Origin of the sequence: Rhodococcus sp. ACS1 (genome assembly GCF_002300155.1) — a bacterium.
Lineage (GTDB): Bacteria > Actinomycetota > Actinomycetes > Mycobacteriales > Mycobacteriaceae > Rhodococcus_F > Rhodococcus_F koreensis.
This window is the reverse complement of sequence record NZ_NSDZ01000010.1, coordinates 201,346-226,778: the sequence shown is the minus strand read 5'-3', so window position 1 is coordinate 226,778 and position 25,433 is coordinate 201,346. Positions and strand designations below refer to the sequence as shown.

At 66.3% G+C, this 25,433-nt stretch carries 23 protein-coding genes, 1 tRNA gene and 1 pseudogene; 5 read left to right on the top strand and 20 right to left on the bottom strand.

All coding sequences use genetic code 11. The features are described 5' to 3' along the window. Nucleotides 1–19 precede the first annotated feature (19 nt). The 4 genes from dinB to CJ179_RS39305 all read right to left on the bottom strand — a co-directional run bounded on the left by dinB (nucleotide 20) and on the right by CJ179_RS39305 (nucleotide 2,846). Nucleotides 20–1,246: a DNA polymerase IV gene (gene dinB / locus CJ179_RS39320; protein WP_072947072.1), complete on the bottom strand. Its 1,227-nt coding sequence runs from the start codon at nucleotides 1,244–1,246 to the stop codon at nucleotides 20–22. Nucleotides 1,247–1,375: 129 nt separating this feature from the next. After that, nucleotides 1,376–1,852: a DUF5130 domain-containing protein gene (locus tag CJ179_RS39315; protein ID WP_072947071.1), complete on the bottom strand. Its 477-nt coding sequence runs from the start codon at nucleotides 1,850–1,852 to the stop codon at nucleotides 1,376–1,378. Continuing rightward, entirely contained in the window at nucleotides 1,839–2,099 is a 261-nt protein-coding gene (locus tag CJ179_RS39310) for a hypothetical protein (RefSeq protein ID WP_012688329.1), read from the bottom strand. Before CJ179_RS39310 ends, CJ179_RS39315 begins: the two co-directional genes overlap by 14 nt. Nucleotides 2,100–2,174: 75 nt before the next feature. Then, the gene (locus CJ179_RS39305; protein ID WP_167372212.1) at nucleotides 2,175–2,846 is read right to left on the bottom strand and encodes an HNH endonuclease; all 672 of its coding nucleotides are present in this window, start codon (nucleotides 2,844–2,846) and stop codon (nucleotides 2,175–2,177) included. 140 nt (nucleotides 2,847–2,986) lie between these two features. Between CJ179_RS39305 and CJ179_RS39300 the strand changes: the two genes are divergently transcribed. Together CJ179_RS39300 and CJ179_RS39295 are read left to right on the top strand one after the other, a co-directional pair. Continuing rightward, complete coding sequence (locus CJ179_RS39300; protein ID WP_043824253.1) at nucleotides 2,987–3,382, top strand: globin; 396 nt, start codon at nucleotides 2,987–2,989, stop codon at nucleotides 3,380–3,382. A gap of 67 nt (nucleotides 3,383–3,449) precedes the next feature. Further along, nucleotides 3,450–5,045, top strand: a complete 1,596-nt coding sequence (locus CJ179_RS39295) for a glycoside hydrolase family 13 protein (protein WP_072947069.1) — start codon at nucleotides 3,450–3,452, stop codon at nucleotides 5,043–5,045. A 33-nt stretch (nucleotides 5,046–5,078) separates the two neighbouring features. Here CJ179_RS39295 and CJ179_RS39290 read toward each other — a convergent pair whose 3' ends face one another. The 7 genes from CJ179_RS39290 to CJ179_RS39260 form a co-directional block, all read right to left on the bottom strand. After that, nucleotides 5,079–5,765 carry a hypothetical protein gene (locus CJ179_RS39290; RefSeq protein WP_095865127.1) on the bottom strand — a complete coding sequence of 229 codons (687 nt, stop codon included), beginning with the start codon at nucleotides 5,763–5,765 and terminating at the stop codon, nucleotides 5,079–5,081. Continuing rightward, nucleotides 5,758–6,183 (bottom strand): thioesterase family protein, encoded by a 426-nt coding sequence (locus tag CJ179_RS39285; protein ID WP_095865126.1) that lies wholly within the window; start codon nucleotides 6,181–6,183, stop codon nucleotides 5,758–5,760. The genes CJ179_RS39290 and CJ179_RS39285 overlap by 8 nt, the downstream gene beginning before the upstream one ends. Further along, complete coding sequence (locus CJ179_RS39280) at nucleotides 6,180–11,081, bottom strand: NAD-glutamate dehydrogenase (protein ID WP_095865125.1); 4,902 nt, start codon at nucleotides 11,079–11,081, stop codon at nucleotides 6,180–6,182. The genes CJ179_RS39285 and CJ179_RS39280 overlap by 4 nt, the downstream gene beginning before the upstream one ends. Before the next feature lie 108 nt (nucleotides 11,082–11,189). Continuing rightward, nucleotides 11,190–11,612, bottom strand: coding sequence for a thioesterase family protein (locus CJ179_RS39275; protein ID WP_072947066.1), 423 nt, complete (start codon nucleotides 11,610–11,612; stop codon nucleotides 11,190–11,192). Between the two features lie 4 nt (nucleotides 11,613–11,616). Beyond that, nucleotides 11,617–13,296, bottom strand: a complete 1,680-nt coding sequence (ettA, locus tag CJ179_RS39270; protein ID WP_072947065.1) for an energy-dependent translational throttle protein EttA — start codon at nucleotides 13,294–13,296, stop codon at nucleotides 11,617–11,619. Between the two features lie 133 nt (nucleotides 13,297–13,429). Next, entirely contained in the window at nucleotides 13,430–13,858 is a 429-nt protein-coding gene (locus CJ179_RS39265; RefSeq protein WP_095865124.1) for a single-stranded DNA-binding protein, read from the bottom strand. A gap of 168 nt (nucleotides 13,859–14,026) precedes the next feature. After that, the gene (locus CJ179_RS39260; RefSeq protein ID WP_095865123.1) at nucleotides 14,027–16,057 is read right to left on the bottom strand and encodes a cytochrome c oxidase assembly protein; all 2,031 of its coding nucleotides are present in this window, start codon (nucleotides 16,055–16,057) and stop codon (nucleotides 14,027–14,029) included. Between the two features lie 103 nt (nucleotides 16,058–16,160). Between CJ179_RS39260 and CJ179_RS39255 the strand changes: the two genes are divergently transcribed. From CJ179_RS39255 to CJ179_RS51055, 3 genes are all read left to right on the top strand, one after another. Continuing rightward, on the top strand, nucleotides 16,161–16,538 hold the full coding sequence (locus CJ179_RS39255; RefSeq protein WP_072947062.1) for a DUF4345 family protein: 378 nt from the start codon (nucleotides 16,161–16,163) through the stop codon (nucleotides 16,536–16,538). Between the two features lie 57 nt (nucleotides 16,539–16,595). Continuing rightward, nucleotides 16,596–16,671: transfer RNA gene (locus CJ179_RS39250), tRNA-Arg, on the top strand. Nucleotides 16,672–16,804: 133 nt separating this feature from the next. After that, nucleotides 16,805–17,290: a hypothetical protein gene (locus CJ179_RS51055; RefSeq protein WP_143549037.1), complete on the top strand. Its 486-nt coding sequence runs from the start codon at nucleotides 16,805–16,807 to the stop codon at nucleotides 17,288–17,290. A gap of 57 nt (nucleotides 17,291–17,347) precedes the next feature. Here CJ179_RS51055 and CJ179_RS54265 read toward each other — a convergent pair. From CJ179_RS54265 to CJ179_RS39205, 9 genes and pseudogenes are all read right to left on the bottom strand, one after another. Continuing rightward, nucleotides 17,348–18,430: pseudogene (locus CJ179_RS54265) on the bottom strand (recombinase family protein); the annotation flags it as partial. A 47-nt stretch (nucleotides 18,431–18,477) separates the two neighbouring features. Continuing rightward, complete coding sequence (locus CJ179_RS39240) at nucleotides 18,478–19,188, bottom strand: ImmA/IrrE family metallo-endopeptidase (protein WP_095865122.1); 711 nt, start codon at nucleotides 19,186–19,188, stop codon at nucleotides 18,478–18,480. A 75-nt stretch (nucleotides 19,189–19,263) separates the two neighbouring features. Next, on the bottom strand, nucleotides 19,264–19,671 hold the full coding sequence (locus tag CJ179_RS39235) for a helix-turn-helix domain-containing protein (protein WP_095865121.1): 408 nt from the start codon (nucleotides 19,669–19,671) through the stop codon (nucleotides 19,264–19,266). A 134-nt stretch (nucleotides 19,672–19,805) separates the two neighbouring features. Then, nucleotides 19,806–20,483, bottom strand: coding sequence for an antirestriction protein ArdA (locus tag CJ179_RS39230; RefSeq protein ID WP_095865120.1), 678 nt, complete (start codon nucleotides 20,481–20,483; stop codon nucleotides 19,806–19,808). Between the two features lie 175 nt (nucleotides 20,484–20,658). Next, on the bottom strand, nucleotides 20,659–21,018 hold the full coding sequence (locus CJ179_RS39225) for a hypothetical protein (RefSeq protein ID WP_095865119.1): 360 nt from the start codon (nucleotides 21,016–21,018) through the stop codon (nucleotides 20,659–20,661). A gap of 80 nt (nucleotides 21,019–21,098) precedes the next feature. Beyond that, nucleotides 21,099–21,758, bottom strand: coding sequence for an MT-A70 family methyltransferase (locus CJ179_RS39220; RefSeq protein WP_257016018.1), 660 nt, complete (start codon nucleotides 21,756–21,758; stop codon nucleotides 21,099–21,101). Further along, complete coding sequence (locus CJ179_RS39215) at nucleotides 21,755–22,753, bottom strand: replication-relaxation family protein (protein WP_095865118.1); 999 nt, start codon at nucleotides 22,751–22,753, stop codon at nucleotides 21,755–21,757. The genes CJ179_RS39220 and CJ179_RS39215 overlap by 4 nt, the downstream gene beginning before the upstream one ends. Next, nucleotides 22,750–24,978: a type IV secretory system conjugative DNA transfer family protein gene (locus tag CJ179_RS39210; protein WP_095865117.1), complete on the bottom strand. Its 2,229-nt coding sequence runs from the start codon at nucleotides 24,976–24,978 to the stop codon at nucleotides 22,750–22,752. The genes CJ179_RS39215 and CJ179_RS39210 overlap by 4 nt, the downstream gene beginning before the upstream one ends. Continuing rightward, nucleotides 24,968–25,261, bottom strand: a complete 294-nt coding sequence (locus CJ179_RS39205; RefSeq protein ID WP_143549036.1) for a hypothetical protein — start codon at nucleotides 25,259–25,261, stop codon at nucleotides 24,968–24,970. Before CJ179_RS39205 ends, CJ179_RS39210 begins: the two co-directional genes overlap by 11 nt. Nucleotides 25,262–25,433 lie beyond the last annotated feature (172 nt).

The following is a 25,433-nucleotide window of genomic DNA, read 5'->3' as shown; positions in this document are numbered from 1 at the left end:
GGTGGCCGATCCTGCCGGCCTAGTCCGGCAGGATCGGCACGCTCACCCCCTGATCCCGGCCCAACAGGACCGCGCGGGTTACCGCCGAGGAGCCGAACCGGTCGCGGAGGCTGTCGAGCGTGGTGTCGAGCGTGCTGCGGGTGTAGGGATCGAACGGCAGCGCCAGTTGCTGCGGGCAGTCGTCCTCGAGGTTGGCCACCGCGACGCCGACGAGGGTGATGCCCTTGCTCTCGATCATCGGCATCGCGTTGCCGAGCAGGCCCCGGGCCGTGGTGAGGATCGTTTGCGTCTGCGCCGACGGCTGCGCCAGGGTGTGCGACCGGGTGGCACGGGTGAAGTCGTCGAACCGCAGCCGCAGCACCACCGTGCGCCCCACCCGCCTGCCGCGGCGCAGCCGGCCCGTCACCCGGTCGACCAGCGTCACCAGGGCGGCGTCCACGTCCTCCCTCGACGTGGGTCTGCGCCCCAGGGCGTGCTGGGCGCCGACGGATCTCCGTCTGCGTCCCACCTGCACGGGACGGGGATCCCGCGCCCAGGCGAGCGCGTGGAGGTGGTGGCCCGCAGCCGGTCCGACGATGGACACGAGCAACTCTTCCGGATAGTGGGCCAGCCGGCCGACGGTGGCAATCCCGGCGTCGCGGAGCTTGCGCGACGTCACCGCCCCGACTCCCCACAGCCGTTCGACCGGCAGCGGGTGAAGGAATTCGATCTCGCCGTCCGGCGGCACGTGCAGCAGTCCGTCGGGCTTACCCACCGCGCTGGCGACCTTGGCGAGGAACTTCGTTCTCGCGACGCCGACGGTGATCGGCAGACCCACCTGCTCGCGCACGTCGCGGCGCAGTCGCGCCGCGATGTCGACCGGTGTGCCCGCGATCTTGCGCAGACCCGCGACGTCGAGGAACGCCTCGTCGATCGACAGACCCTCGACCAGCGGTGTCGTGTGCCCGAAGACCTCGAACACGGCCTTGCTCGCGGCCGCGTACGCCGACATCCGCGGGCGCACCACGACGGCGTGCGGACACAGGCGCAACGCCTGCGCACCGCTACTGGCCGTGCGCACCCCGTACGCCTTCGCCTCGTAGCTCGCAGCCAGCACGACACCACCGCCGACGATCACCGGACGACCCCGCAGTGCGGGGTCGTCCCGTTGCTCCACCGAGGCGTAGAACGCGTCGAGGTCGGCGTGCAGGATGGTCGCCTCGGCGCCACTCGAGATGCGCGGGCGCGGCGAATCGGACACGAACATATGTTCGCATCGACCACCGACAGAAGTCGAGGACGGTTCAGCCCCCTCGGCCGCCGACACACCGACGGCCCGTCACAGTTCAGCGGGACTGAACGGTGACGGGCCGTGCGGAAGCCGATCTGTGCGGATCTACGGCGAGGCGATCGCCGCGCTCATCACGCGAATGGCGCTGACGAGACCGTCGATGAGGTCTCCGTCGCCGAACGACGACACCGCTGCCGTCGCCCCGAGCTGGGCGACCCGGTCGGTGACCCGGTCGGCCACGGCCCGGCCGCTGCGGATCTCGACCGTCCGCTGGTTGGGCGAGACCGCGATGAGGACGGACCGTTCCGCCTCGGGAGTCGTCGGGAAGAGCGCATCGGCGCCGGCCGCGGTGTTCTCGCCGAGGTCGCCGACGTACGCGTTGAAGCGCACCTTCGTCTTGCGGGTGCCTTCGGTGAGGGCATCGTCGAGGCGGACGAGTTCGTCCGTCGTGAACGGCAGGTCGTCGGTGAAGGGCTCACCGACGCGGTGCACGCCCGAGATGCGACCACTGGCGGTCACGACGCTGCCGACGGGCAGATTGTCCGCGGATACGGTCGCGGGGATCAGGTCACCACTTGCCACTTGCCGAGCCTCCAATCAGGTCTTCCGAACCGGCGTGCGCGCCGTGGTGCCCGCCGTGATGACCGTGCGTGGTCACCTCGTCGACGGCGCTCCACAGCACCGGCGCATGCGTCCATTCCTCGCCGAGGTGGAACGCGGGCGGCACGGGGCCCGGCGTCTTCTTGCCGACGAACGACATCGCCGCGAAGAAGGCGGTGATCAACGCCGGAATTCCTACGAATATCAGCACTGTCTCGAGAATGCTCACAACGCAAACGGTAGCCCAGAACCGTGCGAAGGGAAGCGTCAGGGCCGAACTTCGAAGAGCGGTCGTGCGGAACGCTCAGGCGGCGCCTTCACCGAGGTAGGGCATCCACGACGGGTGCAGGTCCTTCGTCGACGCCAGCAGTCGCCAATGCGGGCCCGACGGCGGCACCAGAGAGGCCCGGAGCGTCCAGCCGAGTTCGCTCAGCAACTTGTCCGCCTTGCGATGGTTGCAGGGCGCGCAGCAGGCCACGCAGTTCTCCCACGAATGCTCGCCGCCACGACTGCGGGGAACCACGTGATCGACCGTCTCGGCCTTGGACCCGCAGTAGGCGCAGCGGAACCGGTCGCGGTGCATGAGGGCCGCGCGGGTCATCGGAACGCGCGCGCGATACGGGACGCGGACGTAGTTCCGGAGGCGGATCACGGACGGCACCTGAACGGACCACTGCTCGGAGTGGACGACCGGGGCCTGGGGATCCTCGTGGACGGTGTCGGCCTTACCGCAGGTCATCAACACCACGGCACGGCGGGCAGGAAGGGCGGTGAGCGGCTCGTAGGTGACGTTCAGGAGAAGCACCCGGCGCTTGATCCAGAGCGGAACCGCATTCTCGCCCGGGAAAGAAGGCTCGGCGCTGTGCGCGGAGCCTTCGGTGATCACTTGTAAAGCAAACGCCCCTGAAACCCCGGCACTCCGGGCATCAGTGGGCACGAGTTGTCGGTGCGCGCGGGCGCTGTGTCGATTCTTCATGCGACCTCCGGGAGATTGCCACCAAGTGCACCATGAATTGCCTGCGTGCGCACGCCCATTTCCGACAAAAATGCAGGACATTCGGTGAACAGACGGTGACGAAGACGGTTCCCGCCCGCACGTGCACAATGGAAGACGCCATGACTGACGTGCAGCAGACCTTCTATGAGGCGGTGGGCGGAGCGGAGACGTTCCGCAAGCTCACCGCGCGCTTCTACGAGGAAGTCGCCAAGGACGACATCGTCCGGCCCCTCTACCCCGAGGAAGATCTGGGTCCGGCCGAGCGCCGGATGCGGATGTTCCTCGAGCAGTACTGGGGCGGACCGCACACCTATTCGGACGAGCGCGGCCACCCGCGACTGCGGATGCGTCACCACCCGTTCAAGATCGGCCCGATCGAGCGCGACGCGTGGCTGCGGTGCATGCACACGGCGATCGCGTCGATCGATTCCGGGACCCTCGACGACGCGCATCGCAAGGCTCTCCGGGAGTACATGGACATGGCCGCGGCGTCGATGGTGAACTCCGCCTTCTGAAGCCGACGCGCGCCGATTACGCCGGTCGAGTCGTGGCGGGGACGATCGTTTGGCACGATGGGCGATTGTGAGCACTCCCGCCGAAACATCCGCCGACGACACACAGCCGGCACCCTGGTGGTCCGACGCCGTCTTCTACCAGGTCTATCCCCGCTCGTTCGCCGACGCGAACGGTGACGGCGTCGGCGATCTCCAGGGAGTGCGGGACAAACTCGGCTACCTCGAACTGCTCGGCGTCGATGCCCTCTGGCTGAGCCCGGTCATGCGTTCCCCGATGGCCGATCACGGCTACGACGTGTCCGATCCCCGCGACATCGACCCGTTGTTCGGCGACCTCGAGGTCATGGACGACCTGATCGAGGCGGCGCACGCGCGCCAGATCAAGGTGACGATGGACCTGGTGCCCAATCACACCAGCGTCGAGCACGACTGGTTCCGCGCCGCCGTGGCGTCGCCGCCGGGCAGTCCGGAACGCAACCGGTACATCTTCCGCGACGGCCGCGGCGAGGACGGCGCGGAGCCGCCGAACAACTGGCCGAGCATCTTCGGCGGTCCGGCGTGGACCCGGATCACCGAGGCCGACGGCACGCCCGGCCAGTGGTACCTGCACATCTTCGCAGCGGAGCAACCCGACCTGAACTGGGACAACCCGGAGGTCGTCGAGGATCTCACGAAGACGCTCCGGTTCTGGCTCGACCGGGGTATCGACGGATTCCGCATCGACGTCGCGCACGGCATGGCGAAGCCGGAAGGTCTGCCGGATCACGACTGGTCCGCCAACGAACTGCTGCACAACTCGGACGACGACCCGCGGTTCGACAACCCCGCAGTCCACGACATCCACCGCGGCATCCGCAAGATCCTCGACGAGTACCCGGGCACGGTGGCCGTCGGGGAGATCTGGGTCCGCGACAACGAACGCTTCGGCGAGTACATCCGGCCCGACGAACTGCACCTCGGGTTCAACTTCCGGCTGGCGGAGGCCGAGTTCTCGGCGGAGACTGTCCGGGAGGCGATCGAGAACTCCCTGACCGCCGTCGACCAGGTCGGCGGAACCCCCACCTGGACCCTGTCGAACCACGACGTCGAACGGGAGGTCACCCGGTACGGCGGCGGCGAGATCGGCACCGCACGCGCCCGGGCCATGATCCTCGTCGAACTGGCGCTGCCGGGTGCGGCGTTCCTGTACAACGGCGCCGAACTCGGCCTGCCGAACGTCGTCCTGCCCGATTCGGCGTTGCAGGACCCGGTGTGGGAACGGTCCGGTCACACCGAACGGGGCCGCGACGGATGCCGGGTGCCCGTTCCGTGGGAGGGCACCGAACCGCCGTTCGGGTTCAGCAGCGGCGAGCCCTGGCTGCCGATGCCTGCCGAGTGGGCAGGCCTGACCGTCGAAGCGCAACTCGAGGACGTCACGTCGACGCTCTCGCTGTACCGGGCGGCACTCGAACTGCGCTCGTTCCGTCCGGAGTTCTCCGGTCCCGGAGTCGACTGGTACGGCAGTCCCGAGGGCTGCTTCGCCTTCCGCAGGCGCGGTGGTCTGATCTGTGCCCTGAACGCCACCGAGGCGCCGATCTCGCTGCCTCCCGGCGAGGTGCTGCTCAGCAGCGCGCCGCTCGTCGAGGGACAGCTTCCGCCGAACGCGGCTGCGTGGCTCATCTGACCCGGACCCACCCAGTTGCGGTGTGCGCCCGGCCTACCGGGCCACCGACAGCGGAATCCCCCCACCGCGGTGCCGGTAGATCGACCCGAACCGGGCGTCCACCCGCAGCCACGAGGCGGTGGCCCGCACCCGGACCAGTTCCGAGGCGTCGATGCGGTCGAGGTCGATGTCGGCGGTCAACCGATCCGAGCCGGCGTGCGGGACGAACCCCATCGCGGTGAGCGCGAACACCACCCGCATCGGGATGCCGACCGTCTGCCCCGCGCCCTCCACCCGCAGGACCTCCTGGTCGAGCAGTGACGCGGGCGGGCCGTGGCTGCTGCCGTGCTCCTGCGCCAGCGCCGCACCGCGCTGTGCGAGGTCGACCAGGACGCGCGCCGGAACGTCGTCGACGTGGACGAAACCCTCCGTCGGAGGCAGGGCGCCCCGCCACGCCGAATCCATCGAGAACCCCGGATCGATGTCGGCTGCGGTCGCCGCTTCGAGCGCGGCGAGCAGTTGGTCACCGGCAGCCGACGTGTCGTCCGGGGTGATCGTCCCCGCGATCGTGCGCACCGCCAGCGCGTCGAAACCGGTTGCCGCCCAGGCCGTCAGACGGCCGGGTCCGCGTTGGCGGAGACGCACCACCGTCGCCTCGTCCAACCGGACCACCCGGGTGAGGAAGGTGGCGAGATCGCCGCGCTCCGTCGCGTCCGGGATCGACAGGACGCGCTCATGCACGCTGCCAGCTCTCCAGGTAACCGCGCTCGACGTCCATGATCCTGCGGAGCCGCTGAGTGTCGATGTCGAACGCCGCGATCTGCGTCGACGCAATGATGGACGGCGCGACCGAGACGTCGACGCCCTTCGGGCGGACCTCGTAGTTGATCGTGAAATCGACGGCGCGAACCTTCTCGACCCACATCAGCACGTCCAGCGGTGAATCGCTGTGCCGGAGCTGCCCGCGGTAGCGCACGTGCAGGTCGGCGATGACCGCGCCGTCACGCAACGTGACCGTGGGCCGGTCGTCCTCGAACAGCCAGGGAATCCGCGCCTCCTCCAGCAGCGTCACCATCCGAGCGTGGTTGATGTGCTGGAAGACGTCCATGTCCGACCATCGAACTTCGACCTCCGCGTGAAAGCCCTCGCTCAACGTCATACCTCCGATCGGGTGCCCATACCGCGCACCATGCTGCGTACCTGACGCGCCGCCACCGAGAGCGTCGCGAGGTCAAGGGTCCCAGACTCGAAAATCTCGGTGAGAGCGGACCTCGCCCTGGCCAGCCGGGACGCGTTCGTCGACTCCCAGTCGTCGATCTTCTCCTGCGGGGTCTCGTGAGGTTCGCCACCGAGGAGCACTTCCATCGTGAGCTGGCGCAGCGAACTGTAGAGGTCGTCGCGCAACGCGAGGCGGGCCAGCGAATGCCAGCGGTCACCGCGCGCGAGGGTGGACACCGCGCTGAGCAGCCAGTCGATGCCGAGGTGCGCGTCGAGTTCGTAGTACAGCTCGGCAACCTCGTCGATATCGCGCTCGGCGATGTCGGCGATGTCGATGATGTCGAGCAGACAGAACTTGTCCAGAAGCCGGAACACCTCGAAGGCGAGGTCTTCGGGCGCTCCGCGGACGACCAGCGGCCGCGCCCGCAGCTCCACGTCGGTGAGCTGATGCCCCCGCACGAGCTGCGGGACCTTCGGCGAGAGGGCCCGGAAGTCGGCCGAGTAGCGGGCGATCTCGGCGCCCACCGCGAGAGGCTGGGGCCGATTGGTCAGTAACCAGCGCGACGCCCGGTCGAGAACCCGGCCCGACTCGAGGATCAGGTCGTCCTCGATGTCCGCGGCGATGTTCGCCGACCGGATCCTCGACCACAGGTCGGGCAGGGCGAAGATCTCGGTGACCGCCGCATACGCGCGGATGGCGTCGGTGCTGCTCGCTCCCGCCTCGTCCGCCAATCGGTACGCGAAGGTGATGCCGCCGTTGTCGATGGTCTCGTTCGCGAGCATCGTGGCCACGATCTGCCTGCGCAGGGGATGCGCCTTGATCGCCGTCCGGAACCGCTTGCGCAGCACCGTCGGGAAGTACCGCGGCAGGCGCGGCGCGAACGTCTCGCTGTCGGGCAGGTCCGTCGCGAGGAGGTCGTCCTTGAGCGCCAGCTTCACGTGCGCGGTGAGGGTCGCGAGTTCCGGGGACGTCAGCCCCTGCCCGGCCTGCCTGCGACGGGCGATCTCCTCCTCGGTGGGCAGGGCCTCGAGTTTCCGGTCGAGGCCGCGGCGGGACGCGAGGTGCTCGATCTGGCGGCGGTGCACGCTCAGCATCGGGACCGCGCTCGTCCGGGAGACACCGAGGAGGTTGTTCTGGGCGATGTTGTTCGCGAGAACAAGGTGGGCCACCTCGTCGGTCATCGACGCCAGCAGCGGATTGCGGTCCTCCCGCGGCAGACCGCCGCTGCTCACCAGCGAGTCCAGCAGGATCTTGATGTTCACCTCGTGATCGGAGCAGTCCACGCCCGCGGAGTTGTCGATCGCGTCGGTGTTGATCCGGCCGCCGTTCTGGCTGTACTCGATGCGGCCGAGCGCCGTCACCCCCAGGTTGCCGCCCTCACCGACCACCCTGGCCCGCACCTCGTTGCCGTCGACGCGCACCGAGTCGTTGCTCTTGTCGCCCACCATCGCGTTGGTCTCGGTGGACGCCTTGACGTACGTGCCGATGCCGCCGTTCCACAGCAGATCCACCGGGGCACACAGGATCGCCCGGACCAGTTCCGGTGGGGAGAGTTCGGTGACGGTGTCGTCGAGTCCGAGGGCGGCGCGCGCGGCGGCGCTGATCGGGACCGATTTGCGGGTCCGGTCCCACACTCCCCCGCCCTCGCTGATGAGGCTGGTGTCGTAGTCGGCCCACGACGACCGGGGCAGCGCGAACATCCGGGACCGTTCCTCGAACGACGTCGCGGCGTCGGGATCGGGGTCGAGGAAGACGTGCCGGTGGTCGAACGCCGCCACCAACCGGATGTGCCTGCTCAGGAGCATGCCGTTCCCGAACACGTCGCCGCTCATGTCGCCGACACCGACCGTCGTGAAGTCCTCCGTCTGGGTGTCGACCCCCATCTCCCGGAAGTGCCGTTTCACGCTCTCCCAGGCGCCGCGGGCGGTGATGCCCATCCCCTTGTGGTCGTAGCCGGCAGACCCACCGGACGCGAACGCGTCGCCGAGCCAGAAGTTGTACTGCTCGGCAACCGAATTGGCGAGGTCGGAGAATTTCGCGGTGCCCTTGTCCGCGGCCACGACGAGGTACCGGTCGTCGCCGTCCCGCCGCACCACCCGGGTAGGAGGCACGATCTCGCCCGACACCTGATCGACGTTGTCGGTGAGATCCAGGAGCCCGGAGATGAACGTGCGGTAGCAGTCCTGGCCCGCCTCGAGCGCGGCGGCGCGGTCGGCCGCCGCGTCCCCCGACGGCGTCGGGGGATTCTTGACGACGAAGCCGCCCTTCGCCCCGACCGGGACGATCACCGCGTTCTTCACGGCCTGCGCCTTCGCCAATCCCAGGATCTCGGTGCGGAAGTCCTCACGCCGGTCGGACCAGCGCAATCCGCCACGGGCGACGGACCCGAACCGCAGGTGCACACCCTCGACGTCGGGTGAGTACACGAAGATCTCGTACTTCGGCCGGGGCTTCGGCAGTTCCTGGATCGAGGTCGGATCGAGCTTGATCGACAGATGCGCCGGCGGCTCCCCTGTCTCGCCGGTGACGAAGTAGTTGGTGCGCAGCGTCGACTTGATCAGCCCGAACAGACCGCGCAGGATGCGGTCCGCGTCGAGGCTGACCACGGAGTCGATGTACTCCCGCAGACGGGTGTCGAGTTCGGCCACCAGGTCGGGTGAGGGCGTTTCCGGGTCGAACATCGCCTCGAACAACTCGACGAGCGTGTACGCCGACCGGGGATTGGCCAGCGCAACCCCCTCGATGTGGAACTGGCTGTAGGGAAAACCCGCCTGGCGCAGATACTTTGCGTACGCACGCAGGATCACGGCCTGCCGCCACGACACTCCCGCCCGCAGGATCAGTTCGTTGAACCGGTCGGCCTCCGCCCGCCCGAACCAGACCGCGGTGAACGCGTCCGTGAACCGTTCCTGAAGCTTCGGTTCGGCCGCGGATGCCTCTTCGGCGGCGAGTTCGGCATCCAGGTCGTCCTCCACCGAGGAGCGCAGCAACTCCGCCGGCACCGACAACCCGAAATCGTAGATCCAGCACGTCAACCCGTCGGGCCGCGGAATCTGGTAGGGCCGTTCGTCCAGGACCTCCACGCCCAGGCTCTGCAGCACCGGGAGCACCTGGCTCAGCGAAATACCGTCGCCGCCCACGTACAGGGTGAACCGCCAGTGCCCGACCTCCGCCCCGCGGTCGCGATACAGCAGCAGGTCGATGGAGCCGCCTTCGAGCGCCTCGAGCCTCGCGAGATCCGACAACGCGCGGGTGGCGTCGAAATCCTCCTTGTACCCCTCGGGCAGCACGTCCGCATACCGCTGCGCCAGAATGGGATCCACACCGGCGGTGACCGGCAGGAGGTCCCCGAGGTGGTCGTCCCAGCTGCGGCTCGCCTCGGCCAGCATCGCCTGGACCCGTTCGCGGTCGGCGTCCGACAGGTCGAGCCGCGACCCCATCTGTTCGGTGTTCTTGCGAATCGTCACGTGCAGCAACGCCAGATCGGACTCCGTGACGCGTGCAGTGTATTCCAAAGTGCCGCCGCCGAATTCCCGCAGCAGGATGTCCTGCATAGCGAGCCGGACCCGGGTGGTGTACCGATCCCGGGGCAGGTAGATCAGGCAGGAGACGAACCGTCCGAGAAAGTCCTCGCGCACGAACAGGCGCACCTGGCGCCTGAGCCCGATGCTGTGCACGGCCGTCACCGTGTCGAACAGGGTGTCCGCGTCGCTGGAGAACAGTTCGGTGCGCGGGAACGACTGGATTACCTCCAGCATCGCCTGCCCCGAATACGAGTTCAACTGGAACCCGGCCCGGTCGATCACCTTGCGCACCCGGCGGGCGATCACGGGAATGTCGAGGACGTTCTCGTGCAGGGCCGTGACGGTGAAGACGCCGAGGAAGCGGTGCTCACCGGTGATGTTGCCGTTCGCGTCGAGGATGCTCACACCGACGAAGAACGGGTAGACCGAGCGGTGCACGGTCGCGGGGAACGAGCCCTGCGTGAGCACGAGCAGCGGGCGGTCGGGGATCTCGGCGGCCGGCGGCAGACTCAGCGGGCCTTCGGTGACCGTGTCGGAGCGCAGCAGCCCGAGACCGCTGCCCGGCACCACCTGCAGGCTCCGGGTGCCGGAATCGTCCGGCTCCCCCAGTTCGAATCGCCGGTACCCGAGCGCCGCGTAATTGCCCTGCGACATCCACCGCAGCAGGTCGGCGCAGTCCTCCAGGTCGTTCTTCGACACACCTGGACAGGTTGCGGAGGCCTCCAGTTCGTCGGCCAGCGTCCGCTCGAGCTTGCGCATGATGTCGGTGTCCCGGACCACCTGGCGCACGTCGGCGAGGACGGTGCCGACCTCCTTCTCGAGCGTGTCGAGAACCGCGGAGTCGGCACGCGGATCGAGTTGGACGTGGATCCACGACTCGGACACACCGTCCTCGCCGGCATCCTTGGCCTTGTCGCCCATGAGGATTCCGCGCAGTGCGCCGATCGGATCACGCCGCACCGAGACGATCGGGTGCACGAATTCGCTGATCCCGATGCCGAGACGGTTCAGCAGCGCGGTGATCGATTCGACGAGCAGCGGCATATCGTCCGTGACGATCTGCAGCGACGCACCGAGTTCGCGCCCGTCGCCCGGCCGGTAGACCCGGGTGATCGCGCGCTCCGGAGGCCGATGCAGCGCCAGTGTCAGGTGCGCGCCGAGCACTGCGTCGGAGGCGCCGTTGACGGCGCTCTCGCTGTCACCGCGATCGACGTGCCGGAAGTACACGGCTGCGAGAGTCGGCACCTGAGACCGGAGACCTTCGGGCAGATTCCGCACCCACTCCGCATCTTTCAGTGCTGCCGATTCCGTCATCGGGGCTCACTTCCTCTTCGTTCCGATCGCCGCGGGCAACTCTCTCGAGACTAGCCCGCGGCGATGGGAACAGAGGGTGAACTTCGGGCACCCCGCGTGCCGGATCCGTCAGCCGGTGGTCACCGGCGCGAGGTACTTCTCGAGCCCGTCGCGTTCCGCCTCGGACAGCGGACGCGACCGTTCGGTCTTCACGTCGAACGCCACCAGCAGGGCGTCGCCCGTCGCGCAGTGGACGCCGTCGCGGCTCGTGACGACGTGCCGGATCGTGTACGACGAATTGCCGACATGGAGCACCGACACGTCGATCGTCAGCGGACCGGAGGCGTCGGTGACCGGACGCAGGAATTCGACGTCCATCTTGCGCACCACCATCGCACCGGGCTGCGCGCCGGCGGCGCGCAACTCGGTGGTCAGGAACGCGATCCGCGCTTCCTGCATGTACTCCATGAAGCGGGTGTTGTTGACGTGACCCAGGCGGTCGGAGTCACCCCACCGGACCTGGATCTCGTACGTGAAGGCCTGCTGCCCCACCAGGTCAGTCCCTCGTCAGCTTGCGGTGCGTCACGCGGTGCGGACGGGCAGCATCCGGTCCGAGCCGCTCGACCTTGTTGGCCTCGTAGCCCTCGAAGTTGCCCTCGTACCAGTACCAGGCCGCCTCGTTGTCGCCGAAGCCCCCCTCCCACGCGAGGATGTGCGTGCAGGTCCGGTCGAGGAACCAGCGGTCGTGGGAGATCACGACGGCGCAGCCGGGGAACTGTTCGAGCGCGTTCTCCAGCGAACCGAGGGTTTCGACGTCGAGGTCGTTGGTCGGTTCGTCGAGCAGGATCAGGTTTCCGCCCTGCTTGAGCGTCATCGCGAGGTTCAGGCGGTTGCGCTCACCACCGGACAGGACGCCCGCCGGCTTCTGCTGATCGTGGCCCTTGAACCCGAACGAGCTGATGTAGGCGCGCGACGGCATCTCCGTCTGGCCGACCACGATGTGATCGAGACCGTCGGAGACGACCTCCCACACCGTCTTGTCGGGATCGATGCCCGTGCGGTTCTGGTCGACGTAGCTGAGCTTGACGGTCTGACCGATCTTCACCTCGCCCGCGTCCGGCTCCTCGAGCCCGACCACGGTCTTGAACAGCGTCGTCTTACCGACACCGTTGGGTCCGATCACGCCGACGATGCCGTTACGCGGCAGGGTGAACGACAGGTCCTTGATCAGGACCCGTCCGTCGAAGCCCTTGTCGAGGTTCGACACCTCCACCACGACGTCGCCGAGGCGCGGCGGCGCGGGAATCTGGATCTCGTCGAAGTCGAGCTTGCGGGTCTTCTCGGCCTCGTTGGCCATTTCCTCGTAGCGGTCGAGGCGGGCCTTGTTCTTCGCCTGTCGGGCCTTCGCTCCCGAACGGACCCAGGCCAGCTCCTCCTTGAGACGCTTCTGCAGCTTCTGGTCCTTCTTGCCCTGGACCTCGAGCCGGGCGGCCTTCTGCTCCAGGTAGGTGGAGTAGTTGCCTTCGTACGGGTACAGGCGGCCGCGGTCGACCTCACAGATCCACTGGGCGACGTGGTCGAGGAAGTACCGGTCGTGGGTGACGGCCAGGATCGCACCCGGGTAGGCGGCGAGGTGCTGCTCCAGCCACAGGACGCTCTCCGCGTCGAGGTGGTTGGTCGGCTCGTCGAGCAGCAGCAGGTCGGGCTTGCTGAGCAGCAGCTTGCAGAGGGCGACGCGGCGCTTCTCACCACCGGAGAGGTGAGTGACCATGTCCTCCGGCGGCGGACAGCGCAGAGCGTCCATCGCCTGCTCGAGCTGGGAATCGATCTCCCACGCGTCGGCATGGTCGAGCTTCTCCTGGAGCTCGCCCATCTCCTCCATCAGCTCGTCGGAGTAGTCGGTGGCCATCAGCTCGGCGATCTCGTTGTACCGCTTGAGCTGGACCATGGTTTCACCCATGCCCTCTTCGACGTTCTCGCGAACGGTCTTCGTCTCGTCCAGGTGCGGTTCCTGCATGAGGATCCCGACGGTGGCACCCGGAGCGATGAACGCTTCACCGTTGCCCGGCTGATCCAGCCCCGCCATGATCTTGAGGATGCTGGACTTACCCGCGCCGTTCGGGCCGACCACACCGATCTTGGCGCCGGGGTAGAAGCTCATCGTGACGTCATCGAGGATGACCTTGTCACCGTGCGCCTTGCGCACCTTCTTCATCGTGTAAATGAACTCAGCCATGGGGCCAGCCTAATGGTGACGCGCGATGAACCCACATCGCGGAGGGTCGGGGACGTGATCGGGGGCTTCCCGGGAAGATGCCGTGGGCATCGGCGCCGGGAACGCGAGGTCGGCGCCGATACCCGCAGGTGCGCTACGCGACGAGGGACCGGGTGGCCACCTCTTCGGTCGCCGGGTTCCCCGCACCGCCGTCGGTCGTTCTCGGCGCACGCTCGAGCACCACCGTGCACCGGGCCAGATCCGGTCCGATCGCGGTGGCGCTCAACTCCAGGTCGGAGCGGGCGATGCCGTCCCGGGTGGTGTATTCGGTGGTGCGCAACTCGCCCGTCACGAGAACGGGATCGCCCTTCGTGATCGAGGCGACAACGCCGGCCATCAGCCGTCGCCTGCAGGTCACCGTGAGGTAGAGCGTGCTCCCGTCACGCCACTCCCCCGTCGCGTGGTCGCGGCGCCGGACCGTGCTCGCCATCCGGAAACTGAGGAACTCGTCACCGGCGGCGTTCGACCGGGTGACCGGGCTGGTGATGACCGTTCCGACGACGGTGCCGTGTGTTTCGTACATGACGTCTACCCCCTGTGAGTGCGGCAAGGTGCGTTCACTCACAGCGTGCCGTCCGGCGGCGCCGTTTTCGGCCTGCAGCGGACATCTGTGGAGAAATCGAGCGGTTGTGGATGGAACCGCGAAAACGGCCCCGAGAGCCCCGAACGTGTCGGGGCGGCGTGCTAACGGTCAGCGCCCGGCCTCGCGGTCCCGTCGCGCCAACTCCGCGAACATCGCGTTGTGCGCGGCCAGATCCGCGTCGTCGTCCCGGTCCGCGGCCCGGTCGACCCGCCGCGCCGTGCGGCCGTCGCTGCGGGACCACTGGATGAGCAGCGCCATCATCACCAGCACCAGCGGGATCTCACCGGTGGCCCAGGCAATGCTGCCGCCCAGTTGCTGGTCACCCACCAGGTCGGCGTTCCAGCCGAGTCCGAGCGATCGATAGTACCACTCGCCCATCACGGCGCCCATGCTCATCAGCGCGACGCCGAAGAAGGCGTGGAACGGCAGGGAGCCGAACACCATCGCGAGCTTCGTCACCGGTTGCAGCTTGCGCGGCGACGGGTCGATGCCGATCGCGACCCAGTAGAAGAGGTAGCCGCTCAGCAGGAAGTGCAGGTTCATCAGGACGTGCGCGGAGTGGGAGTCGACGGCGGCCTCGAAGATCCCGCCGAGGTACAGGGCGTAGAAACCGCCCACGAACAGCACCGCCGCGACGACGGGGTGCGTGATGAACCGGGAGAACGGGCTGTGCAGCGCGGTCAGGATCCATTCGCGCAGTCCCGGCACACCGTTCTTGCCCGCGGGATCGAGGGCGCGCAGGGCGAGCGTGATCGGGGCACCGAGCACCAGGAGAACCGGCGCCAGCATGGACAGCGCCATGTGAGCGCCCATGTGCACGCTGAACACGGCCGGAGAGTAGCGACCGACACCCGACGACGTGGCGATCAGCAGCACCACGCACCCGCACATCCAGGCGACGGTCCGGCCGACGGGCCAGCGGTCGCCGCGCCGCCGCAGTTTGCGCAGTCCGAGCGCGTACACGACGGCCAGCACGATCGCGGCGGTGCCGTAGAGGAGGTCGAATCGCCAGTCCAGCATCAAGCGAGCGAACGTGGGCGGCCCCGCCAGGTTGTAGCCGAGTTCCACCTCCGTGAGGGTGGGCGCCGCGGTCGGGGGCGGCGGGGGCGTGCGGCCGAGTCCCACGGCGAGACCGATCGTCGCGGCGAAGACCATGACCTCCGCACCGGCGAAGCGGATCAGGTTGCCGCGTTTCGTCGGATCCTTCTGCAGTGCGGGCAGCGCCCGGCGACGCTGCGCCCACCCGAACACACCGAGTACGACGAGGGCCACGATCTTCGCGACCACCAGGCGTCCGTACGTGGTGTCGACGAGGTCGCCGATCTGGACGCGGACGAGAGCGTTCACGACACCGCTGACCGCCATGACGACGAAGCAGACGGTCGCGACCGCGGAGAACCTGCGCGCCGCGACGTCGGTGTAGGCGCCGCGCCGACGCGCGTGGGCGAGGAGAGCGAACAGACCGCCCGCCCACAGCGAGGCCGCCACGAGGTGCAGGATCAGGCTGTTCGTCGCCATGTCGTGCGAACCGCCCGAGGACGAGTGCCCGGTCAACGCGAGCGGCATCAGTCCGAGGATGCCGACGACCAGCAGGATCGGCGTCCACCACCAGCGCAGCACGAGCCGGGAGGCGATCGCGAGGACGATGGCGATGATCGCGGTCCAGCGCCAGGCGCCGGCGAGTTCGACCTGATCGATCGAATTGAAGATGTTGGCCGGCTTGACCGCTTCGGCGAAGGGTTGCCCGGACGTGTCCGACAGCGTCAACGGGACGAGGACGAGGGCGGTCGCCGCCCACACGATCGCGGCGTACGACGCGGTGCGGACGGCGCGGTAGCCGTCCACGTCGAGGACGCCGGACTTCTGCGGTGGCACGAAGAACGCGGCGAGCAGCAACGATCCGATCGTGATGACGGCAGCGATCTCCGACACGGCCCGCATGGCGGGCAATCCGTAGGTGGTGATCGGTCCGGGATCCGGAATTCCCAGCAGCACGAGCGCCTGAGCAGCGGAGAGTCCGACGACGATTGCCGCTACCAGGCCGGCGATGAGACCGCCGACGACGAACAGGGCGGTCGAATCGGCACGATTCGGGGGTTTCGAAGCCGGGTCGGACGCCGCGAGCTGGGGTGTAGCCATACATCAAGGGTAGGACCTACGACAGGCCGTCGGAGACGCGAGGGTCCGTCTCGGTTCCGGCTACCGTCGACAGGGACGTGTCGCAGGGAAACGAGAGGCTGAGATGGCGGAGTTTCTGATCATCGTGGTGGCGCTGTTCTTCGCGGGCATGGGCGTCTACGGGCTCGCCCTGCCCGCCCGCCTGGTCGCACCGTTCGGTCTGACCGCGGATTCGGCGACGGCCCGCGCCGAGGTGCGCGCGGTCTACGGCGGCTTCGGTGTCGCGGTGGCGGGCCTGCTCTTTTTCGCGGCCTTCGACGCCCACGGCATCCGATCCGTCGCCGCGGTGACGGTGGCCGTCGCCCTGCTGGGGATGGCATTCGGCCGGATCGTGGCCGCCCTCACCGACCGGCCGACCCGGTTCTACCCCGTGTGGTTCTATTTCGTCGTCGAGATCGTTCTGGCGGGACTCCTGCTCTGCGCGGCGGTCCTGGGCTCGTGACGCACACCCCCCAGCCCCGGTCGGAGCACTCGGGGCGGCAGGTAATATTTGCTGCGCGCCTCCGTAGCTCAGGGGATAGAGCAAGAGCCTTCTAATCTCTTGGTCGCAGGTTCGAATCCTGCCGGGGGCACCAAAACCGTTTCTTTCAAACCTACGACCCCGGTCGTAGGGTTTCTGCGTTCTCGGCTGCCGACCGGTGCGAATGGATCCCCGGCAGGCGCTCGCCTGATCACCTCCATCAGCTCGACCCCGTCAGGTGCCGCTCGTTGATCGCCCTCGTCCACCGTGAGTGCGTCTGCGTGCACAGCGGCGTCACCATCATCGGTCGTCGGATTGAGCATGCTCGCCATCTCATCCCCGAGCAGCGTCTTGAACGGTTCGGCCTGTTCGACCCGGACGTAGTCCTGCTCGACGTAGACCTTCTCGAAGAATGCCTGGTTGAACAGACGCCGGACGTGGTGATCAGCCCGCAAATAGGCGGCATAGCAGTTCACCGCGTAGCCCAGGGCCGTCCGGAGGTTCTGCTCCACCAGCTCAAGGTGCACCATGCTCGTCTCCAAGCGGGCTTCCACTCCGGCCAGTTGGGTTGCGATCCGGTCCTGCTCGGTTTTCAGCAGATCGAGGGGCACCGCGCCTGCGTAGTGAGCTTGGAGCAGCCTGGCGCGCTCGTCCAGCAGGCGTTGCCTCCGAGTATTCAGCTCCTTCTGTTCGCGTTCGGCGGCCTGCTTGGTTGCGCTGAGATCCCGCCGTAAGGCTGTTTCGATGGGCTCGCGCAGTTCCGGGCTGAGGCGGATGGCCCGGTATTCCTCTTCGACCAGTTCTTCAGCTCGGGAGATGAGCACGGCTTGCCGTCGGCAGTCATTGAGCTTCTGATGACGTCCCAGGCAAATGAAATAGGGGTACACCGTACCGTAGCGATTCTTCGCGTTGGTGACGATCAGGCGGGTCCCACAGCCCCCGCAGTACACCGTCGAGCGCAGGTAGTGCGGGTGCTCGCGTTGCTTCTCCCCCACCGCGTGCGAGGCCAAGACGGTCTGCACCTGTTGCCAGGTGATCGGATCAACCAGGGGTTGATGCCGACCGTTGGGGTAATTGACTCCTCGGTAGACGACTTCACCCTTGTAGTAAGGCGTGCGCAGGATTTGGTGCAGCGAGTTGTATTTGAGCGGGCGGGCTGGCCGCTTGGGCGTCGGCCGGGTCGTCAAGCCGCGCGCCTCCAGCTCCGCGGCGAGGCCCTTGAGAGTCCACTGGCCGGTGGCGTACGCCTCGAATGCCCACGCAATGAACGGAGCCCTCTCTGGGTCGACCACGACGGTGCGGACTTCGGCTCCTTGGTCGTTGATGATCCCCTTGTTCAAGTAGCCGATCGGAGCTTTGCCAGGCGTGCCGCCGCCTTTGGCCTTCTCGTTCATGCCCTTGAGCACTTCGGTGGCCAGGTTGCGTGAGTAGAACTCGGAGATGGAGCTCAGGATGCCGTGCAGCAACATGCCGCTGGGGGTTTCGTCGATGTTTTCGGTCGCGGAGATCAGCTCGGCGCCGGCCTTCTTGATCGCCATGTGGATTTCAACGTCGTCGGCCCGGTTGCGGGCCAAGCGGTCGACCTTATGGACGATCACGTAGTCGACGTGATTGTCCTTGATGTAGGCGAGCATCCTCTGCAGTTCGGGCCGGTCTGCTGTTTTGGCGCTTTCACCGCGCTCGACAAACTCTTTCACGACGACTGCGCCGAGCGCCGCCGCTTTCTTGCGGTTGGCTTCGCGTTGGGCGGGCAGTGAATACCCATCAGTTTCGCCGTCTTTCTCGGCTTGTTCTTTCGTGGAGACGCGAGGGTACGAGACTGCCGTCTTGGGCGTAATGTCTTGTAGCTCGGTATCCGCTTCAATGGTTGTCATACGTTATTCCTCCTCATTTGTGCGACTTATTTAGTTCTGCTGAACTGCTACGACGTGTTAGCCGGTACTCGTGTCGCACTCCGGTTAAATTCAGGACGGCGGCGGATGTTGCCTGGGCTGGCTGCTTTGTTGGTGTCGGTTCCTGATCTGCTGGGCCGTACCGCCACCTGCTGGTAGCTATCCATGAGCCCGATGCCTCGCAACCGATCCCGGATAACGTTCTCGCCCACACAAAACAGGGTGGCGAGGTCAGTGGTGGTGAGACCGGCTCGCCGGGCACGCCGGAGGGCACGCGCCGGTACCAGTACGCATCGGGCGAAGTGGTCGGCGGCGAGTTCGGCCTGGTAGGCGGCGCCGAGGTCGTCGGTGCCGTGGTACAGCAGCTGCGCGTGTCCGTCATCGAGGATGTGCTTGAACTCATGGGCAATGGTGAATCGCTGCCGTCTCCAGGGAGTGGTCCGGCTCAGCTGGATCACCCATTGCTTTGCCAGCGTGTCCCAGAAGCTGGCGCCGGGAAGCCGCTGGCGCGCGTATTCCACGCGCAGCCCGGGGAGGTCGGTCATTATTTCGATCGGTACGGCGCCGTCGATGTCGACAGGTGCGAGGAGGCTGTTCGCTTGCCGCTGAGCCAGGTTGAGGGCTGCCGCGAAGGTAACGCGCTGGCGCGGCAAATAGGCGCGAAGATGAGCCAGTCTGGCGCTAGGGCGTACACCCGAAGGCCTGCCGTGGCGGTTGGATATTGTTGGTGCTGTATGCATGGTGCACCTCCTTTCTTCGCGTTATTTTTCGATCAACGGATTGGTGGCTGAGAAATGCGGTGAATACGGCCTGGCTTACGCCGCCGTTTCGTCGTCGCCACTGACTGACTCGTGATAGATATCGAATTTGATGCCACGGCTGCTCGCTATGGCATCGATGGCGGCCTGGATGTCGCGGGCGACTTCGGACGGGATGTCCTGGTAGGTGATGCGGACATGCGGCTTGCCGGTGACCGGCTTCGCTTTCGCGATCCAGCCAGCCTCGGCGAGGAGGTTGTCTCCGGGCAGATTCAGTCCATCCGCAATGGCGAGCAGGGAATGCGGATTGGGTCGAGCAAAAAGGCCTTGTTCGAGCCGCATGATGGTCGAGGGATTGAGTCCGGTCCGGCGGGCCAGTTCGCTGCGATTGAGGCCCAATTCCGTGCGCCGTGTCGTGATAATTGTGGCGATCCGCTTGGATTCGCGGGTGCGTGATGCAGCCATTTCGGTTGTCTCCGTTTATATTTCGCATTCCAAGAGTACCTCACAATTTGCGCAAAAGCAATTTCTTTGGACAATTCCACAACATTAAATTTTCATTAAATCGTGGTGGCGCATCGCATTTCGCACCTCGCCTCCTACGCCCGCTCATCGAATAGCCAGACGCCACCGCCCGGCGCTTTATAGACCTGGACATGCCCGTCGCGGAACAGCCCCTGCGCGACGGCGTCGTAGTCGATGTGTACGTGCTGGCGCAGATCCTCCGGCAACGTCGTGTCCAGGAGCGCCTCGTAGCCCATCTCCTGCATGAGCTGTTGCGCATACGCGGCCAGTGATGCGTAGTGCCCGATGTATGCCCGCGCAAAGTGATCGTAGTGTTCAGATGCTCCCTCGTTGACATCTGCCCAGGCGGCGAAGGCGTGGCCGTGTTCAGCAATGCCCCGCGCGATGGTGCTGACTAGCTCGATCGAGTCGTTCTCGTACACGCGTGCAACCCCGAAGCCTTCGGAGTCTCGGATAGCGAAACGCTCTGCATCCGGTACCGATGATGACTCCAGCATCCGATGGATGTCGTCGTAGATCGCCTCTGGTTCACGGGCGGCTTCGAGCCAGACGCCGTGGGTCCGGCCAGCCTCATAGTCGGCAACGCTGGCGACGTAGATCAGCGGGTTGGGTGCCGGATCCTCCTCGTGGCCGGTTTCGGAGTCCGCAGCGGCTGCCTCTACGCCAGGTTCGTATTCCTCTGCGCCGGACTGCTGTTGGTCCTCGCTCGACCCTTTGTTGCCTGAATTATAGTGCGGTTGTCTATCATTCATGAATTACCTCTCTTTCTTTGTGGTTATCGTTGCTGTGTTAGGCGGCCGGTCGGACGGCAGAGAGTGGAAACCACTCGATCTGCCGACCCTCCCGGCCGCTAGTCACCACGACGGTCGCCGTGGCGTGTGCACCGTGGCTGTGAGCGGTGCCTTTCTCCGGCAGTTCCCCATGGACCTAGGGTTCTTGGGGTGCGTCGCCTTCCTGTTGTCCTCGTCGTTGCCGTGGACGGCTACCGCTGGCTCTCGAACCCTCTGCCTTGGCAGGTGATTCCGGAGCCTCGGTAAACAGGTTTGTGAGCGCTTCCTGTTTCGCCTTGGCCTCGCGCTCCATTTCGGCGCGGACCTGGTCCCGCTTGGCGAGCAGCGTTGGATCGTGCTTCGCTGCCTCGATGTGGGCATCAATCGCGTTCATCGCCTCTGCGCCAAGGCTGTTGCCACGCAGCTGGCTGATCCACGTCAGCTGCGTGTGCCGGTGCGGGTCGAGGTCGATTGCCAGGCGTTTCTTCTGGCCTTCGGCCTCATACGGTGTGGACATAGCTCCTCCTCGGTGCTGTGCGGCCGGTAAACGCTTGGTGCACTTACGGGTACGGCCGCATGACACCGACGAGGCACGGTCTAGGTCCCCGGCGCTGCCGGGTTGGCGCGGGGCTCGCTGTTCGGTGGGTCCAGTGCCCTGATCTTCAGGTCGGAGGGCACCGGGTAGCCGGGAATGCTGATGTGCGAGTCGGTTTGGTCGCCCCAGCAATGCCACCCCGGTTGCGGCCGGCGAGCGAACAGCTCCAGGAACGGACCTTGACTAATGCGCTCGATGACCGCGTACTGCTCTTCGGGCTTGTGCGAGTGATCCTGCAGCGGCGCGAACATCCAGGTCGGCTGCGCCTTGAACTTGACTGGGGCGCGTCCCCTCGTACCAAACAACAAGTGCTCGGTGCTGTTGCGCAGATAGGTGCCAAGCCCGAGCCGGGGCTTGATCCACGTCAATGGCGAGCGAGGCATGAAGCCCCAGGCTTCCATGACGTCGTAGCCGTCGCGCAGCGTGGCGTTGGTGACCCAGAGCCACAGGTGCGCGTCGTCCTCGGCGAGATCGGCGACCGGCATCGCCTTGATCCGGTCGAGAGTCATCAGGCGGTAGTGCTGCGAGGCACCGAGACCCCCCTTCTGCTGGATGTCCCACGGCGGGTCGGCCAGGATCGTCCGGTACCGCTGCGGTGCGCCGAGGGCCATGACGGCAGAGCTGACGACGGGATCATGCTGTAGGGGTTCGGGGTTGGTCATAGCTGGCATCCTTGCTGCATGAGTGGGACGAGTTCGTTTGGGGCGATGATGCGGAATAGGTCGTTGCGCAGGTTTCGGTCGGCGTCGATGGCCTGGCGGAGTGCCTGGCGTCTGCGTTCGGCCTTGCTCGGATCGCTCGCGGTCATACTCCAGACGACCGCAGGGAAGGCGCCGTCGTTTCGATCCTGCTCGATGCCGAGGCGTCGGTAGGCCTCGTATTCCCGGCATTTCTTAACTAGCGTGGGGATGCTCTCGGTGCCCATGTCAACCTCGATGAAGCAGCTGTCGACATACTCGTTGCCGGGTGGCGCGGCGGTTTCGGCATACAGATCCGGCTTCAACGTGAGTCGAGCGCCACCCATGCCGACGTATTGCCGCCAGGCGGTGGGTTCGATGTCGCATTTGAGCAGTTCCACCTGCTCCTGGCGATCAGCCTGAACGAGCGCGACATGGACGTCAGCGATGGCCAGCTGGTGATCGAGGAAGCGGCGGGTCGGCTCGTGGAAGCGTCGCCGGGCTGAGCCGCCGCTGTCGAAGCGCAGCAGCCGTTCTCCAACGTCGTCGATGTAGTAGACGAGCCCGCTGCTGCCAGCCTGGATGCCACCGATCCTTTGCGCCAATCTGCTCAGCAGCCGCTGGTCGTGCAGCCTGGCCAGCACCCGCTGCGCCGCCCGCAGGCCGCTCGCTTCCGGCAGCTCACCAAACTGCAACGCCTGTATCTGCCGGACAGTCAAGAACCGATGGGTGGCGACGGATCGCAGGATCGACCAGTCACGCTCTCCGAGCTGCTTGGCCAGTGCCGAAATGTCCCGGATCGGCTGCCGGGTCTGGCGCCAGGGGCGGTGTGTGGTGCCCGAATGGGCACCATCATTCGCGTCCAGCAGGACGCGATTTTCGGCGTTGACCGGGACAGATGTTGCTGAGTGAGTCGATGCGGCACGAATACCGGCGCGAACAGTAGGTGTCGATGACGCTCCTCCCTCGTTCCCCGTCATGACTGCCTCCTTTTGCGCCGAGTTGCGGCAGTGCCGTCGCCATCGGTGACCTGCTCCAGCAGCTCAGCGAACCCGGCCTCGATCTTGTCCCGGGACTGGCCGTACGCCTCACGGCTGAGACGACGGATTTCCTCTGGATCGCTCGTGATCGGTGGCGGCGGCAGGGTGACCCCCGACGCCCACGGCTGAACCGAGTTGTCGCGCATCAGGCTGGCGTAGACGTGGTGGGCGGGCAGGCTGCCGAAATCTTCCGGCGCCAGCACCGACTGCCCGGCCGCCATGTCCTTGGCGTCGCCCGCCTGGAGCTGGAAGCAGATTCGCGACCGCGCGTTGTTGCGGAAGGCGTCAAGCATCGCCGTCGGCAATTGCTTCTCGTACTGATGACTGAGGTGGAAGCCCGCACGGAGTGACCGGGCCTGAGCCAGGGCATCGCCCAAATCTGTGGGCAGCCTGAGATAGTCCTGGACCTCATCGATGTAGACGAGGACTGGGATGCGGGTGTCTTCCGGTGAGCCAGCCCGCTCCCGAATGGCCTGCCACAGTTCCGCCAGCACGATCGCGCCGAGTAACTGGGCTGACTCGGGGCCGATGACGCCCTTCTGCAGCGGCACCAGCAGCACTTTGTTGTCCCTCAGCACCTGCCGGATATTGAACTTCGGATTGCGTTGCGCCAGGACCGCTCGCAGCTGCTTGGTCAGTAATGGGCGCAGCTTGTTGCTCAGCGGCGCAATCTTGTTGTCCACGGCTTCTGGCGACAGAGCGTCGAACCACTGCCAGAACGGGCCAGCGGCAAATGGATCCTCCCGGACAACGCGCTGGGTCAGCGACCGCCGGAACCCTGGATTGGAGAGCAGAAGCGGCAACATCACCAAGCTGGCGTCGTCCCGTTTGGCCAGCACTTCAAGGCAGTTCCGCAGAATGTCTGCGCTGCGGGGGCCAACGCCGCTGTCGCCGTATAGCGCCTGGAATGTGCCGAACAGCGCGTCAGCGACCACTTCCGGTGTTCGGCCATCGGGCGTGGCGCCGTTCATCCGGCTGAGCGGATTGATGCCGACCGGCGCCGCGTCGAGCGGATCGAGCAGCACCACATCGTTTTTCCGTTGCGCCGGAATCCGCGCCAAAATGTCGGTCACCAGGTCCTTCGGCTCGATGACGACGATCGGCCGGCCCGCCTCCAAATCTTGGACGATGAGGTTGAGCAGCAGGGTCGACTTGCCGGTCCCGTTCGGCCCGATGATCCAGCTGTGCCGCATGGCGTCGGCAACGCCGTACCGGATGCTGCCGTGGATGCCAGGCGCATTGGCGGTGGCAACCACGCGGTCGCCGCTTTGCAGCGCCGTCGAGGGTCGGACCGGCTTGGGATGCAGCGGCGGCTGGCCGGGGAAGCGCTCATCATGGTCACTGACCGGCCAGGCCAGCAGATGACTGACCTCCGGCACGCTGAGCGGCTGGGCGGGCATCAACAGCGACCAACTGGACTTCGGCGTGGTGATGTTGCCGGGCTTTTCGTTGACGAGCTTCAAGTGAACGCCCGCCGTCTCGACCGTCCCGATCGCCGCGGCCAGTCCAAGCAGCAAGGTCTTGCGGCGCTCGGCCGTGGCGGCCTCGACACCGATCCGGATGACCGAAGTGAAGCCGTGCTGGCCGAGCTTGCGCATCAGGGCCTGACGGGCGTTCGGTCGTTTCTCGGGCAGCACCCCGTGCAACAGTTTCGACGCCACGGTTTGGTCACTGCTGGCCGGTTCGGCTGATGGCAAGGTGGGCTGCCGACGTGGCCCCAGGACGACTTGGATCACCAGGCGTTCGCCGGTGTTGACGGCGGTCAACGCGCTGAGGATGGACCGGCTGGAGGCTACCCGGTCGACGGGCTCCAACGGCCAGTCCGTAGTCGTCAGCTTCAGGCGGCGGGCAGTCGTGACATCGCCGCGTTCGTCGGTGTCGAAGGGGGTGACGATGCTGCCACCAACCAGCTGTTCGACGCTGCGACGAACGGCCTGGGCATGGCGGAGCTGGCTGCCGACGAGGTAGTCGACGTCGGTCGTACCACGGTTGCCCTGACTGCGCGCCTCCAGGATCAGCTGCGGGGCGTGCTTCTGCGCCGCCCAGTGACGCAGCAGCGCGGTCGCCGCTGCCTCACGAAAGGGGCTGGGCCAGAACAGGTGTTGCCAGACGAGGGAGTCGGCGGTCAGCGTTGACCCGAGGTCAGCAGCGTCGTCAGGCGTCATGGTCGACCTCCTGACTGTCGGTCTCGGCAACGACATTCGAGGTGAACGTGCCGTTGGACGAGACGCCCCCTGCTGGCGGTGCGCTGACGCCGCTGGTATCGCGCGCAACGTCTGCAGCCTCCTTCGCGTCGGCCAACGTGAGCGTCAGGAACGCTTTGCTCAACAGATCGACATCTGGCGGATCATGCCGCACCGTTCGTACATAGACGCGGCGCTCGGCGCGGGACAGATGCTTCATTTCTCGTTCGCTTCTGCGGTAATTGAATCGTCCTGTTTTTGACATAGCTGTTCTCCTCGCTGAATTACGTTGATAAAATAAATGGAGCTACGCGAATGACGCGTTAGGTTCGGTCATTTGCGTGTGCGCAAAAGATTCCGACCCCAATATGATTTGCTTTTGCGCAAAAATCAATAGTGATTGCAAAAACTACAACACCGACGCGCCGCGTTTTACA